This is a genomic window from Nocardioides panacisoli, assembly GCF_039537325.1.
Taxonomy (GTDB): Bacteria; Actinomycetota; Actinomycetes; order Propionibacteriales; family Nocardioidaceae; genus Nocardioides; species Nocardioides panacisoli.
The window spans coordinates 455855-469937 of sequence record NZ_BAABAH010000001.1; the positions used below are offsets into that span (position 1 = coordinate 455855).

A 14083-nucleotide genomic window follows, 5' to 3' on the forward strand; every position below is an offset into this window, starting at 1 on the left:
AGTGGTCAGTCCGTGGACGGGAACGGGACGCCGGTGTTCGCGTGGCAGCGGTAGCCGTTGGGCACCTTGTGCAGGTACTGCTGGTGGTGCGGCTCGGCGTACCAGTAGTCCCCGGCGGGCTCGATCTCGGTGGTGATCTCGCCGTAGCCGCGGCGACTGATCTCGTCGCCGTAGACCTTCGTCAGCTCGCGGGCGGTCTGCTCCTGCTCGGGGGAGTGGAAGTAGATCGCGGAGCGGTACTGCGTGCCGACGTCGTTGCCCTGGCGCATCCCCTGGGTCGGATCGTGCACCTCGAAGAACTGCTTGACCAGGTCGGCGTAGGAGACGACCTGGGGGTCGAAGACGACGCGGATTGCCTCGGTGTGGCCGGTGCGGCCGGTGCAGACCTCTTCGTACGTCGGGTTCGGCGAGAAGCCGCCGGCGTAGCCCACCGAGGTCGACCAGACGCCCGGGATCTGCCAGAAGATCTCCTCGGCACCCCAGAAGCAGCCGAGGCCGAACTCGGCGACCTCGAAGCCGGCGGGGATGTTGGTCTCGTCGGTGACGAGCGGGGTGCCCAGCACCTCGTGCAGCGTGGGCAGTGCATAAGCAGGCTCGGGGCGGCCCGGGAGCGCGCGGTCGGCCTCGACCATCTCGGTCTTGCGGCTGAGGAACATGGTTCGATTCTCCCCGCTCGGGCAAGGTCACGCCATGACCGATTCCTACGACGCACCCGTCGCCCCCGGCTCGCCGCCGCCCACGGCCCCGCCACCCGCGGTTCCGCCGCTCGCGGCGCCCGCGCGACGCGGGGTGCCTATGGCCGTCCGCCACGTTCTGAGCGTGGTGGTCGCGGTCGTCGTGGCGCCGGTCGCGCTGCTGGTGTTCGACTACGGCGCCGAGGAGTACACCGTCCAGCGAACGGCGTACTTCGACGAGGCGCACACCGGGAAGGGCCTCGTCCTGGTCGCCGTCGGCGCCCTGCTGCTCCTTCTCGTGGCTGCACTCGGGCGCGTGTCCGGGCTCGGCCCCGTCCTCGCGGGGCTGCTGTACGGCGTCGCGCCCTTCCTGTGGTTCCACCTCGACGTCAGCAGCTTCTACTCGACCGCCAGGGACCTGCCCTCGACGCACCTCTGGTTCGTGGCGGCGGTGTACGAGTTCCCGCTGGTGGCGGCCCTGTTGATCGGCGCCGGCCTCGCCGGGCGCTGGGCGCGGCCACGTGTCTGAGTAGGGTCGGCGGGGTGAGCCAGGAGCACCGATCCAAGAGTGGTTTCGAGACCCGCGCCATCCATGCGGGCTACGACCCCGACCCGACCACCGGGGCGGTCATCCCGCCCATCTACGCGACGTCCACCTACAAGCAGGACGGCGTGGGCGGACTGCGCGGCGGCTACGAGTACAGCCGCAGCGCCAACCCCACCCGGACCGCGCTCGAGGGCGCGCTCGCGGCGCTGGAGGAGGGGGAGCGCGGCTTCGCGTTCGCCTCCGGGCTCGCGGCCGAGGACACCCTGGTCCGGGCGCTGTGCAAGCCCGGGGACCACGTGGTCATCCCGAACGACGCCTACGGCGGCACCTTCCGGCTCTTCGACAAGGTGGAGCAGCCGTGGGGCCTCCCGCACAGCCCGGCGCCGGTCGACGACGTCGACGCGGTCCGCGCCGCGATCCGGCCCGGTGAGACCCGGCTGGTCTGGGTCGAGACGCCCACCAACCCGCTGCTCACGATCGGCGACATCGAGGCGCTCGCCGCGGTCGCGCACGACGCGGGTGCGCTGCTCGTCGTCGACAACACGTTCGCGTCGCCGTACCTCCAGCAGCCGCTGACCCTCGGCGCCGACGTCGTCGTCCACTCCACGACCAAGTACGTCGGCGGCCACTCCGACGTCGTCGGGGGCGCGGTCGTCGTCCGCGATCTCGAGGTCGCCGAGCGGGTGGCCTTCCACCAGAACGCGATGGGCGCCGTGCCCGGGCCGTTCGACTCGTTCCTGACCCACCGGGGCATCAAGACCCTCGCGGTCCGGATGGACCGGCACTGCGACAACGCCGAGCGGGTCGTCGACTTCCTGACCTCGCACCCGGCGGTCGGCGACGTGATCTACCCGGGCCTCGAGACGCACCCCGGACACGAGGTCGCACAGCGGCAGATGAAGCGCTTCGGCGGCATGGTGTCGTTCCGCTGCACCGGCGGCGAGGAGGCGGCCCTCCGCGTCTGCGAGCGGGCCGAGGTCTTCACGCTCGGGGAGTCGCTCGGCGGCGTCGAGTCGCTGATCGAGCACCCCGGCCGGATGACCCACGCGAGCGTCGCCGGCACCGACCTCGAGGTCCCCGCCGACCTGGTCCGGCTCAGCGTCGGCATCGAGACCGCCGCCGACCTGGTGGCCGACCTGGAGCGCGCGCTTGACTGAGCCCGCCGGCGCGGTCCTCTGCGTCGACGTCGGGTCCACGTTCACCAAGGCGCTGCTGGTCGACCTCGACGACGCGGTCGTCGTCGGCATCGCGCAGGCTCCGACGTTCGGCACCGACGACGTGATGGACGCCGTCGACGCCTGCCGCGCGGAGCTCGCCGCCGCCGACCCGCGGGCTGCCGACGCCGACGTGCTCGCCTGCTCGAGCGCGGGCGGTGGGCTGCGGATCCTGGTCGTCGGCTACGAGGAGCTGGTCACCGCCGAGGCCGGGCGTCGGGTCGCCCTGTCGAGCGGCGGGCGGGTCGCGGGGGTGGTGGCGACGGCAGGACGAGCGGTCGCGGACACGGCGCCGGAGGTTTCGAGGCTCGGCGCTGGGGCGCCTCGCACCTCAACCACCGGCGGCGGGGCTGATCTGGTGCTGCTCACCGGCGGCACCGACGGGGGCAACCGGGACGCGCTGGTGGGTGCGGCGCGGGCGATGGTGGCGTCGGGGTGGCGCGGGCCGGTGGTCGTGGCGGGGAACGTGGAGGCCTACGACGAGGTGGGCGCGATCCTGGCCGAGGTGCCGCACGTGCTGGCCGCGAACGCGGTGCCGCGGATCGGCGTACTCGCTCCCGAGGAGGCGCGGGCCGCGATCCGCGAGCAGTTCCTGCGGCACGTCATCGGCGGCAAGGGGCTGAGCCAGCGCCCGGAGTTCACGGGGCTGGTGCGGGGCGCGACGCCCGACGTCGTCCTCAGCGGCGTCGAGGTGCTGGCGCGCGTCGTCGGCGACGTGGCTGTCGTGGACGTCGGCGGGTCGACGACCGACGTCTACTCGGTGGTGACCCTCGACCCCGAGCGGTCCGACGAGGGCCTGGCGCACGAGGTGGTCGCGCCGGCGGCCGCGACCCGGACCGTCGAGGCCGACCTCGGGATGCGGGAGTCGACCGGGATCGACCGGTCCTTCGTGCCGGCGACCGAGGCCGAGCTCGACCGCGACGAGACGATCGCCCGCGCCGCCGCCGAGGAAGCCGTACGGCGGCACGCGGGCCGATCGCAGGTCCGGGTAACCCCCGAGGGCCGGGTCGTCGAGCGGAGCGGCGTCGACCTGCGCGAGGTGGCGCTGGTGGTCGGGTCCGGCGGGGTGCTGCGGCACGGCCGCGACGGAGTGGCCGAGCGGGTGCTCGGCGGTCTGGTCGCCGCCCACCATCCCGACGGCTGGCAGCTCCCCGAACGGGCCCGGGTCGTCGTCGACGCGGACTACACCCTGCTCGCCCTCGGCCTGCTCGCGCCGGCGTACCCGGATGTCGCCGACGCGCTCGCGCGCCGGCTCACCTGAGCAGGACCGTCAGCCCTTCCGCTTGCGCAGCTCGGCGTTGATGGCGGGCACGATCTCGTGCAGGTCGCCGATGACGGCGTAGTCCGCCTTCGCCACCATCGGCGCCTCCGCGTCGGTGTTGATGGCGAGGATCGCCTTCGAGCTCGCGCACCCCGCCCAGTGCTGGATCGCGCCGGAGATGCCGCAGGCGATGTAGAGGTCGGGGGAGATCCGGCTGCCGGTCTGGCCGATCTGCTCGTGGTGCGGCCGCCAGCCCAGGCTGGTGACGACCCGCGAGACGCCGAGCGAGCCGCCGAGCAGCTCGGTCAGCTCGAGCAGGTCGCCGAACCCGTCGGCGCCGCCGGCGCCCCGGCCGGCTCCCACCACCACGCGCGCGGACTTCAGGTCGCCCGACAGGTCCGCCGCCGGTGGCTCCGCGGAGACGACGCGTGCCACGAGGTCGGCTGCCGCCACCTCCGGCGCCACCTCGACCAGGTTCCCCGCACCGGGGCTCTCCGCGGGCTGTGCCTCGACCGCGTGCCCCGCGATCGTGAAGACCGCCGGCCGCTCGTCGAGCACCATCTCCTCCAGTGCCGCCCCGCCGACGACCTGGCGGGTGACGGTGAACGGCGACAGGCCCTCGAACGAGACCACGTTCGCCGCCATCGCCACGCCGAGGCGCGCGGCCAGGTGCGCCAGCACCTCCATCCCGCGCGGCGTGCCGGCGGCGGTGACGACCACCGCGCGCGTGGAGTCGCGGACCGACTGCACCGCGCTGGCCCAGGCGGCGCCGCCGTACGCACCGAACGCCTCGCCCGTGGCGTGGTAGACGTCGCGGACGCCGTACGTCGCCAGCTGCCCGGCCAGCTGCTCGCTGGAGCACGGGAGCTCGCCGACCACGACCGCGTCGATCGGGACGCCTCCGCCGGCAGCGGACAGCCCGCGCGCGAAGGCGATGGCCTCCCGCGACATCTCGGCGGCGCCGTCGGCGTCGGTCTCCACCAGTACGACGATCATCGGGCCAGCACCCCCAGTCGCTCGAAGAGGTCAACGACCGCAGGGGCCGCGTCGGCGCCCCGACCCAGCACGTCGACCTTGCTCGGCTGCGGCGGTGGCAGCAGCAGGCGCACCCGCTTGGGCCCGACCGGGTCGACGGCAGGTGTCCGGTGCTCGATCTCCACCTTCTTGGCCTTCATCCGGCCGGGCACCGTGGGGTAGCGCGGCTCGACGCCGCCCTCGAGCACGGTGACCACGGCCGGCAGCGGCACGCGGTAGGTCTCGTGACCGTCCGGGCCCGCGACGCCGGCGACGACCTCGCCGTCGGCGACCTCGACGGTCGCGGCGCCGTTGACGACCGGCCGGCCCAGCTCGTAGGCGAGCCGGATGCCGACCTGGAAGTCGCCGCTGTCGGCCGCGTCGTTGCCGAGCAGGACCAGGTCGTGCGACCGCCCGGCAGCCTCGTGGTCACGGACCACCGCGGCGACCTCGCGAGCGACGTCGGCCGGCCCGTACGCCGACGGGTCGGCCTCGACGTGCACCGCCGCGGTGCAGCCGACCGCCAGGGCCGAGCGCAGCTGCTCGACCGCGTCCGGCTCACCGAGGGTGAGCACCGTCGCCGTGCCTCCCGTCGAGGCGGTCGCCTGCACGGCGAGCTCGACCGCGCACTCCTCGTGCTTGCTGACCGTGAAGCCGGCGTAGCGGCCGTCGACGGACTGGGCGTCCTCGGAGAGGACGACCTCCCCCGAGGAGTCGACCACCCGCTTCACGCAGACCAGGACGTTCGTCACGGCCGGGTCACCGGATCCGCTCGTTGTGCGGGTCGAGCAGGGCGGTCGCGTCCACCGAGCCGACGCTCACCGGGTAGAGCTCCTCCATGTAGGACACGGCGAGCTCGTTGCCGATCACCGCCTCCTCGGGAGGCAGGTAGGCCATCAGCAGGTGCTTGCCGAGCGAGGGGGCCGACCCGGCGGTGGTGACGTAGGGGTGGTGCCCGTGACCGTCCGTCAGCATGCCGCCCTCCCGGGTCAGTATGGGCTCGCCGCCGAGCATGTAGCGCTTCGTGCCGGACGCGGACGTGTGGTCCTCCACCACCAGCGTGCACAGCACGGCCTTCGGGTCCTGCTCGCGCTGCGCCAGGTAGGCCTCCTTGCCGACGAAGTCGGCAGCCTTCACCTTCGGCCGCTGCATCCCCGCCTCGACGATGGTCCGCTCCGCGTCGAGCTCGAAGCCGTAGGCGCGGTAGCCCTTCTCGATCCGGCCGGTCGTGCCGTAGACGCCGATGCCGACCGGGACCGCTCCGTGCGCGGCTCCGGCGTCGAGCAGCGTCTCCCAGAGCGCGGCCGCGTCGGCCATGCTCACGTAGAGCTCCCAGCCCAGCTCGCCGACGTAGGAGATCCGCGAGGCCAGGACGGTGATCTCCTCGCCGCTCGCGGTGCGGACCGGGATCTCGCGGCAGGTCAGGAACCCGAACCCCTCGTCGGAGACGTCCGCGGAGGTGAGCGAGGACAGGATGTCCCGGGCCCGCGGGCCCCACAGGCCGATGGTCGAGACGTCGTCGGTGACGTCGGTCAGCGTGGTCTCGCCGGCGCCCTGGTCGACGAGGTCGAGCTGGTCCCCGAACGTCTTGCGGTCCACCGGTCCGTGCGCACCGCCGGTGACCACCCGGAAGTGGTCGTCGCCGAGGCGCATCACCGTCAGGTCGGAGACGAAGCCGCCGGCCGGGTTGAGGACGGGGGTGTAGACGACCTTGCCGACGGCGACGTCGCACTGCGCCACGCAGGTGCGCTGGACGGTGTCGAGCGCGCCGGGGCCGACGATGTCGAGCACCTGGAACGCGGACAGGTCGATCACCCCTGCCGCCTCGCGCATCCGCAGGTGCTCGGCGTTGATGATCGGGCTCCACCAGCGCGAGTCCCACTCGTGCTCGCGCGGCATGACCGCGTCGCCGTACTCCTCGAGGAGGTTGGCGTTGGACTCGTACCAGTGCGGCCGCTCCCAGCCGGCGGTCTCGTAGAAGAACGCGCCGAGCTTCTTCTGCGACTCGTACATGGGCGAGAGGCGCTGCTCCCGGTCGGACTCGTACTGCTCGGCGGGATGGATGATCCCGTAGGTCTTGATGAAGGACTCGGTCGTGCGCAGCCGGGTGTGCTCCCGGCGCAGCTGGTGCTGGTGGAACCGGGCGATGTCGCTGTGGGAGACGTCGATCTCGGAGTACCCGTGGGTCATCCACTCGGCCACGGCGCGGCCGACGCCGGGACCCTCCTTGATCCAGACCGCTGCCGCCGTCCAGAGGCCCTTGACGTGGCTCTCGCCGAGGATGGGGGAGCCGTCGCAGGTGAGCGACAGCAGGCCGTTGATGGCGTAGCGCATCTCGGCGCCCTCGGCGCCGAGCAGCTCGGGCATCAGCTCGTAGGCCTGCTCGAGCTGGGGGTCGAAGTCGTCGGAGGTGAACGGCATCTCCGTCGGCGAGAGCTTGGCCTGCTCGAGGCTGGGGATCTCCTCCGGCTCGTGGAGGATCGCCCGGTGGGCGTAGGAGCCGACCTCCATGTCGGCGCCGTGCTGGCGCTCGTAGCAGAACGTGTCCATGTCGCGCACGATCGGGAACGAGATCTCGCCCTCGCGCTCGGCCAGCTGCGGGCAGGGGCCGACGCTGATCATCTGGTGCACGGCAGGGGTCAGCGGGATGCTGACGCCGGCCATGTCGCCGAGCTTGGGGCTCCAGACGCCGGCGGCGATCACGACGTACTCGGTCTCGATGTCGCCCTGGTCCGTCCGCACCCGGCGGACGCGGCCTTCTTCGACGTCCATGCCGAGCACCTCGACGTTCGGCACCGTCGTCAGCGCGCCCAGCTCCGCAGCGCTCTCGCGCATGATCGTGCCGGCGCGCAGCGAGTCGACCACGCCGACGCCGGGTGTCCAGAAGGCGCCGATGAACTGGTCGGTCTCGATGAAGGGGACCTTCTCCTTCACGAACGCGGGGTCGACGAGCTCGGCCTCGATGCCCCACGCCTTCGCGCTCGACATCCGGCGGCGCAGCTCCTCCATCCGCTCCTCGGTCCGGGCGATCTCGAAGCCGCCGGACTGGGTGAAGACGCCCATCTCCTTGTACTGGCGCACCGAGTCCAGCGTCAGGTCGGTGATCTCGCGGGAGTGGTCGACGGTGAAGATGAAGTTCGACGCGTGGCCGGTGGACCCGCCCGGGTTGGGCAGCGGTCCCTGGTCGATCTGCACGATGTCGCGCCAGCCGAGCTGCGCCAGGTGGTGCACGAGGCTGTTGCCGACGATGCCGGCGCCGATCACGACGACGCGTGCGGTGGAGGGGACGGTGGCCATGGGCGGGCCTCTTTCCGGTTCGTGCCGTGTGTTGCGTTATGCGCAACCGAATGCGTTATGCGAGACAACCCTAGAATCACTCGCGCCCGGCCGGGGTGTCAATGCCCCGACCGGGCGCGGGTGGTGCTTCTCTGCTCCCCCGGGGATCAGCCGGGTCCGGTCAGCGGCCCAGCCACTGGTCGACGAGGTCCTGGTTGGCGTCGACCCACTTCTTCGCAGCGGCGTCGGGGTCCATGCCGTCCTGGGCGATGTACGTCGAGACCGTGTTCTGGTCCTCGTTGGTCCAGTTGAAGTTCTTGATGAGGTCGACCGCCGGCGAGCCGGAGTTCGCGAAGTCGGTCGAGATCAGCTTGTCGAGCTTGTAGGGCGGGTAGTCGCAGTCGACCTTGGCCGGGTCGGAGTCGCAGCCGGTCTTGTACGGCGGCAGCTGGACCCGCTGGAGGTCCATCTCGTTGAAGAACCACTGCGGCTCGTAGAAGTAGGCGAGCAGCGGGGTGTGGTTCTTCTCCGCCGACCGGAAGCTCTCGATCAGCGCGGCCTCACTACCGCCGACGACGACCTTGTAGTCGAGGTCGAGGTTCTCGACCAGTGCCTCGTCGTTCGTCACGTAGGACGGGTCGCCGTCGAGCAGCTGACCCTTGCCGTCGGACTCCGAGGTCTTGAAGAGGCCGGCGTACTTGTTCAGGTTGTGCCAGTCGAGGATGTCCGGGTACTCCTTGACCATCCACGGCGGGACGTACCAGCCGATGATGCCGTCGTTGCCGGTCAGCCCGGCGTCCTCGACGGAGCCCTGCTCGTCGATGTACTTCTTCTTCAGGTCGTCGTGGCCCCAGTTCTCGACGATCGTGTCGATGCTGCCGTCGGCCATGCCCTGCCAGCCGACCTCCTCCTTCACGTCCGGGTAGGAGACGTGGCACCCGAGCTCGGTCTGGGCGATGTAGCCGATGACGTGGGCGTTGGAGACGTAGCCCGTCCAGGGATTGACCGCAATGTTCAGGTCGCCGCAGTCGCCGCCCCCGCTGGACGCGGAGTCCTTGATGTCGCTGCTGCCGCACGCCGACAGGCCGAGGCCCACGAGGGAGGCGAGGGCGGCGTAGGTGAGGGGTCGTGTTCCTCGTGCCATGGATGTTCCTTTCCTCGCTCCGCGTCCTCCGCGGAGAGCTCTGGTGAGTGGGTTGTTCATCGCCCGGACCTCGCCGCGGCGTAGCGCGCGATCCGGTCGAGCATGATCCCGAGCGCGGCGATCGCGATGCCCGCCGCGAGTCCCTTGCCGAACAGCTGGGTCTGCGAGAACCCCGACACGACGATGTAGCCGAGGCTGCCGCCGCCGACCATGCCGCCGATGACGACCATCGACAGCACGTAGAGAAGCCCCTGGTTGGTGGCGAGGACGAGCGCCTCGCGTGCCATCGGCAGCTGCACCTTCGAGATCACCTGCCAGGTCGTGCTCCCGCTGGCTCGTGCCGCCTCGACGGTGGTGGGCGACACCCCGCGGATGCCGTCGGCGACGAGCTTCGTCGCGATGGGCACGGCGTAGGCGACCGCCGCGACGATCGCGGTGAACCGGGTGGGCTGGAACAGCGCCAGCGCGGGGACGAGGTAGACGAAGGGCGGGATGACCTGGAACGCGTCGAGGAACGGGCGGATCACCAGGTCGGCGCGCCGGTTGCGTCCCATGGCGATGCCGAGGACGACGGCGAACAGCATCACCAGAGCGGTCGCGATCAGGGTCATGGCCAGGGTGACCATGGTGTCGTTCCAGAGGCCGGTCCAGTAGATGACGGCCTCGCAGGCCAACGTGATCACCGTCGGGCGCCACCCGCCCAGGACGTAGGCGAGCGCCAGCAGGACTGCGGCCATCACGAACCAGGGCGACTCCGACAGCAGGTTCTGGAGCGGGTCGATCGCCCACTTCGTGATGTCGTCCTTCAACGCACTGGTGAACGAGTCGACAGCACCGACGAACCAGTCCGTGAAGTCGTTGATGTACCCGGTGAGCTTCGGGCCGCTCAGGTACTTCAGGACAGGCGTGTTGCTGACGTCGGGGAAGATCGCGAACTCGGTGCGGTAGCGGGAGAGCCACACGAGGAAGAGGACGGGGAGCAGCAGCAGGGTGAGGAGCAGCCACCGGCCCGCCTTGGTCAGCCGAGGCAGCCGCTGCCCCTTCCCGGCGTCCTCGGTGGCCCACCGGGGCAGGTGCTCGAGGACGACGCCGGTCAGCATCACGCCGGGCCCGCTCACCGACGCCACGCCGTCCCTCCCGGCCGAGCGCTCGCTGGCTGCGGTCGTGGTGCGGTCCAGCATGATCGCCATCACCACGATCGCGAGGCCGGCGACCGACGCCGCTCCGACGTTCAGTGTCTGGAGGGCCGCGAGCACGTCCTTACCCAGCCCCGGTCCGTTGACCAGCCCGGCGATCGTTGCCATCGAGAGCGCCGCCATCATCGCCTGGTTGATGCCGACCACGATCGTGCGGCGTGCCATCGGCAGCTGGACCTGGCGCAGCATCTGGCCTCGGGTGAGCCCCATGGACCGCGCCGCCTCGACGGTCGTCGGCGACACGGACCGGATGCCGTGCTCGGTGATCCGGATCAGCGGCGGGATCGCGTAGGCGAAGGTGAGGACGAGCGCGGAAGCCGGGCCGATGCCGAAGAAGAGGGCGACCGGTGCCAGGTAGCAGAACGGCGGGAAGGTCTGCATCACGTCGAGCACCGGGGTCACCACGGCCGAGACGGCCTTGCTGCGCGCCATCAGGATCCCCACCGGCAGACCCAGCACGATGCAGAACAGGACCGCGAGGAAGGTGACGATGACGGTGTCCATGCTGTCGGTCCACAGCCCGAACACGCCGAACACCGCCAGCGACAGACCGACCAGGATCGTCGACCGCAAACCGGCGAGCACGTAGGCCACCCACACGGCGATCGCGATCACGCCGACCCAGCCGATCTCGGGGACCGGGCGGGGGAAGGCCGGGATGCTGATGAGCTGCTGGAGGTTCTCGAAGGCCCAGTTCAGGAAGTCGCCGATGGCGCCGAGCACACCGCCGAGGAACCAGTTGTCCTTGCCCTGGAACTGCACCCAGTCGCGGGCCTCGTTGAACTTGTCGTGGACCGTGGTGGTGTCCTGCAGCCCGAGGGCCTTGGTCGCCTTGCCCTTGAACGCGAAGTAGAGGCCCACCCACACGCCGAGGATCGCGAGCAGCTTCCAACCGGTGTAGCGCTTGCGCCCCTGCTCGACGTACGGCTGCTCCTCCTTGGTGCTCGAGCCCTGGTCGTACGGCGGCGGATCCGGCCGCGAGAGCGTGGGCGCGGTCATGACGCGTCCTCCTCCGCGACCACGACGCGCAGGATGTCCTCGTCGTCGACGACGCCGACGACCTTGTCGTCGGCGTCCACGACGCGGCACGGCCCGTGGTGGTCGAGGACCACGCGGGCCGCGTCGCGCACGATCTGGTCGGAGCGGACCACCGGGCCGTCGACCGCGGAGCCGTCGGGCTCGCGCATCACCCACTTGAGGGTCAGCACGTGCGAGCGGGGCACGTCGCTGACGAAGTCGCGCACGTACTCGTCGGCCGGCGCAGCCACGACCTCGTCGGGCGTGCCGATCTGGACGACCTCGCCGTCGCGCATGATCAGGATCCGGTCGCCCAGCTTGAGCGCCTCGGCGAGGTCGTGGGTGATGAAGACCATCGTCTTGCCCACCTCCTCGTGGAGGCGGATCACCTCGTTCTGCATGTCGCGGCGGATCAGCGGGTCCAGGGCGGAGAACGGCTCGTCGAACATCAGGATGTCCGGGTCGGCGGCCAGCGCCCGGGCCAGCCCCACCCGTTGCTGCATGCCGCCCGAGAGCTGGTCGGGGAAGTTGTTCTCGTAGCCGGAGAGCCCGACCAGGTCGACCATCTCCTGGGCGCGGTTGCGCCGGTTGCCCTTGCCCTCGCCGCGAACCTCCAGGCCGAACGCGACGTTGTCGATGACCTTGCGGTGGGGGAGCAGCCCGAAGTGCTGGAAGACCATCGACACCTTGCGACGCCGGGTGTCGAGCAGCGCCTTGTCGGACATCGCGGTGATGTCCTCGCCGTAGAGCTGGACGGTGCCCGACGTGGGCTCGATGAGCCTGGTCAGCAGGCGGACGAGCGTCGACTTGCCGGAGCCGGACAGGCCCATGACGACGAAGACCTCGCCGGGCGCGACGTCGAAGGAGACGTCCCGCACGCCGACGACGTGACCGGTCTTCTCCTGGAGCTCCTTGCGCGACAGCTTCGCCTCGTCGCTCTGCATGATCTTGTCGGCGCGCGGACCGAAGATCTTCCAGAGGCCGTCGACGTGCACCGCGGGTGCGTCGGTGGTGCTCGCGGCGGGTGACTGCTCGATCGTCGTCATGGCTGTTCCTCACGGTTGCGCGGGTCGCCGGGCGGATAGAGCGGCATGCCGTCCCGGTAGCGGTAGTAGGGCACGTCCGCCGGCGGGAGGGGCGTGTTTCCGGCAATCAGGTCGGCAGCCTTCTCGGCGACCATCATCACGGGCGCGTAGATGTTGCCGTTGGTGACGAAGGGGAAGACCGAGGCGTCGACGACGCGGAGCCCCTCGACGCCGTGCACCTGCATGGTCGTCGGATCGACGACCGCCATGTCGTCGACGCCCATCTTCGCGGTGCAGGACGGGTGCAGGGCGGTCTCGGCGTCGGCGCGGACCCACTCCAGGATCTCCTCGTCGGTGGCCACCGAAGGCCCGGGTGAGATCTCGCCCTTGTTGTAGGGCGCGAACGCCGGCTGGTTGAGGATGTCGCGCGCGACCCGCACCGCCTCGACCCACTCCTTGCGGTCGGTCGCCGTGGACAGGTAGTTGAACCGGATCGACGGGTGCACCCGCGGGTCGCGGGACCGGATCCGGACCCAGCCGCGCGTGTCGGCGTACATCGGGCCGATGTGCACCTGGTAGCCGTGCCCCTCGACCGGCGACGTCCCGTCGTAGCGGATCGCGATCGGCAGGAAATGGAACATCAGGTTGGGGTAGTCGACCTCGTCGTTGCTGCGCGCGAAGCCACCGCCCTCGAAGTGGTTGGTGGCACCGAGCCCCTTGCGCTGGAAGAGCCACTGCCACGCGATCTTCGGCCGCTGGTGCCAGGCCAGGCCGGGCGCGATCGAGACGGGCAGCTTGGAGGCGTACTGGATGTAGACCTCGAGGTGGTCCTGCAGGTTCTCGCCGACGCCGGGCAGGTGGTGCACGACGTCGACGCCCTGCTCGCGCAGAAGCTTCTCGTCGCCGACGCCGGAGAGCTGCATCAGCTGCGGTGTGTTGATCGCGCCGCCGCACAGGATCACCTCGCCGGCATCGACGCTGTGCATCCGCCGCGCGCGTGAGTAGTCCACGCCGACCGCGCGGTTGCCGCGGAAGCGGACCCCGGTGACCAGCGCGAGGGTGCGGATCGTGAGGTTCTTCCGGTTGCGCACGGGATGCAGGTAGGCGCGCGCCGCGGAGTAGCGCCGACCGCGGTAGACGTTGCGGTCGAACTTCGCGAAGCCCTCCTGCCGGTAGCCGTTGACGTCGTCGGTCAGGTGGTAGCCGGCCTCGGTGGTGGCCGTGAAGAACGCATCGAACAACGGATTGGTCGCGGGGCCGCGTTCGAGCTTGAGCGGCCCGTCACCGCCGCGCCAGTCGTCGGCCCCGGCGAGACAGGTCTCCATCTTCTTGAAGTAGGGAAGGCAGTGGAGGTAGTCCCACTCCTTCATCCCCGGCTCGCGCGCCCAGCGCTCGTAGTCGAGCGGGTTGCCGCGCTGGAAGATCATCCCGTTGATGCTGCTGGAGCCGCCGAGGATCTTGCCGCGGGCGTGGAAGACCTTGCGACCGCCGAGGTCGGGCTCGGGGTCCGTCTCGTAGCGCCAGTCGTAGAGACGGCTGCCGATGGGGAAGGGCAGCGCGGCCGGCATGTGGATGAGGGGGTCGATCTTGTAGTCGGACCGTCCCGCCTCCAGGACCAGCACCGAGGTGCCCGGGTCGGCCGAGAGCCGGTTGGCCAGGGCGCAGCCCGCGGAGCCGCCCCCCACGATCACGTAGTCGTACCGCTCCGTCGTCAT

The 14083-nt window shown here is 70.8% G+C and carries 11 protein-coding genes; 3 read left to right on the top strand and 8 right to left on the bottom strand.

Annotation, left to right across the window (positions count from 1 at the left end):
* Positions 1-5: 5 nt before the first annotated feature.
* A complete protein-coding gene (gene msrA / locus ABD709_RS02380; RefSeq protein ID WP_344772188.1) occupies positions 6-656 on the bottom strand; it encodes a peptide-methionine (S)-S-oxide reductase MsrA in 651 nt (216 codons plus the stop codon).
* Between the two features lie 34 nt (positions 657-690).
* Here msrA and ABD709_RS02385 point away from each other — a divergent pair, with 34 nt between their 5' ends.
* The 3 genes from ABD709_RS02385 to ABD709_RS02395 are packed head-to-tail and all read left to right on the top strand — an operon-like array spanning position 691 to position 3696.
* Entirely contained in the window at positions 691-1203 is a 513-nt protein-coding gene (locus tag ABD709_RS02385; protein ID WP_344772189.1) for a hypothetical protein, read from the top strand.
* A 14-nt stretch (positions 1204-1217) separates the two neighbouring features.
* On the top strand, positions 1218-2378 hold the full coding sequence (locus ABD709_RS02390) for a cystathionine gamma-synthase (RefSeq protein ID WP_344772190.1): 1161 nt from the start codon (positions 1218-1220) through the stop codon (positions 2376-2378).
* A complete protein-coding gene (locus ABD709_RS02395; protein WP_344772191.1) occupies positions 2371-3696 on the top strand; it encodes a glutamate mutase L in 1326 nt (441 codons plus the stop codon). Before ABD709_RS02390 ends, ABD709_RS02395 begins: the two co-directional genes overlap by 8 nt.
* 9 nt (positions 3697-3705) lie before the next feature.
* On the opposite strand, the gene ABD709_RS02400 is transcribed toward ABD709_RS02395, so the two are convergent.
* From ABD709_RS02400 to betA, 7 genes are all read right to left on the bottom strand, one after another.
* On the bottom strand, positions 3706-4692 hold the full coding sequence (locus tag ABD709_RS02400) for an electron transfer flavoprotein subunit alpha/FixB family protein (protein WP_344772192.1): 987 nt from the start codon (positions 4690-4692) through the stop codon (positions 3706-3708).
* Complete coding sequence (locus ABD709_RS02405; protein ID WP_344772193.1) at positions 4689-5462, bottom strand: electron transfer flavoprotein subunit beta/FixA family protein; 774 nt, start codon at positions 5460-5462, stop codon at positions 4689-4691. The genes ABD709_RS02400 and ABD709_RS02405 overlap by 4 nt, the downstream gene beginning before the upstream one ends.
* Before the next feature lie 7 nt (positions 5463-5469).
* Positions 5470-8007, bottom strand: coding sequence for a GcvT family protein (locus ABD709_RS02410; protein ID WP_344772194.1), 2538 nt, complete (start codon positions 8005-8007; stop codon positions 5470-5472).
* Positions 8008-8167: 160 nt separating this feature from the next.
* Positions 8168-9130: an ABC transporter substrate-binding protein gene (locus ABD709_RS02415; RefSeq protein WP_344772195.1), complete on the bottom strand. Its 963-nt coding sequence runs from the start codon at positions 9128-9130 to the stop codon at positions 8168-8170.
* 56 nt (positions 9131-9186) lie between these two features.
* Positions 9187-11325 carry an ABC transporter permease gene (locus ABD709_RS02420; protein WP_344772196.1) on the bottom strand — a complete coding sequence of 713 codons (2139 nt, stop codon included), beginning with the start codon at positions 11323-11325 and terminating at the stop codon, positions 9187-9189.
* Positions 11322-12389 carry a quaternary amine ABC transporter ATP-binding protein gene (locus ABD709_RS02425; protein ID WP_344772197.1) on the bottom strand — a complete coding sequence of 356 codons (1068 nt, stop codon included), beginning with the start codon at positions 12387-12389 and terminating at the stop codon, positions 11322-11324. Before ABD709_RS02425 ends, ABD709_RS02420 begins: the two co-directional genes overlap by 4 nt.
* On the bottom strand, positions 12386-14083 hold the full coding sequence (betA, locus tag ABD709_RS02430) for a choline dehydrogenase (protein ID WP_344772198.1): 1698 nt from the start codon (positions 14081-14083) through the stop codon (positions 12386-12388). The genes ABD709_RS02425 and betA overlap by 4 nt, the downstream gene beginning before the upstream one ends.

Coding starts and splice junctions, on each gene's coding strand:
- msrA (WP_344772188.1), bottom strand. CDS start 656: ATGTTCCTCAGCCGCAAGACCGAGATGGTCGAGGCCGACCGCGCGCTC.
- ABD709_RS02385 (WP_344772189.1), top strand. CDS start 691: ATGACCGATTCCTACGACGCACCCGTCGCCCCCGGCTCGCCGCCGCCC.
- ABD709_RS02400 (WP_344772192.1), bottom strand. CDS start 4,692: ATGATCGTCGTACTGGTGGAGACCGACGCCGACGGCGCCGCCGAGATG.
- ABD709_RS02410 (WP_344772194.1), bottom strand. CDS start 8,007: ATGGCCACCGTCCCCTCCACCGCACGCGTCGTCGTGATCGGCGCCGGC.
- ABD709_RS02415 (WP_344772195.1), bottom strand. CDS start 9,130: ATGGCACGAGGAACACGACCCCTCACCTACGCCGCCCTCGCCTCCCTC.
- ABD709_RS02420 (WP_344772196.1), bottom strand. CDS start 11,325: ATGACCGCGCCCACGCTCTCGCGGCCGGATCCGCCGCCGTACGACCAG.
- ABD709_RS02425 (WP_344772197.1), bottom strand. CDS start 12,389: ATGACGACGATCGAGCAGTCACCCGCCGCGAGCACCACCGACGCACCC.
- betA (WP_344772198.1), bottom strand. CDS start 14,083: ATGACGACGGAGCGGTACGACTACGTGATCGTGGGGGGCGGCTCCGCG.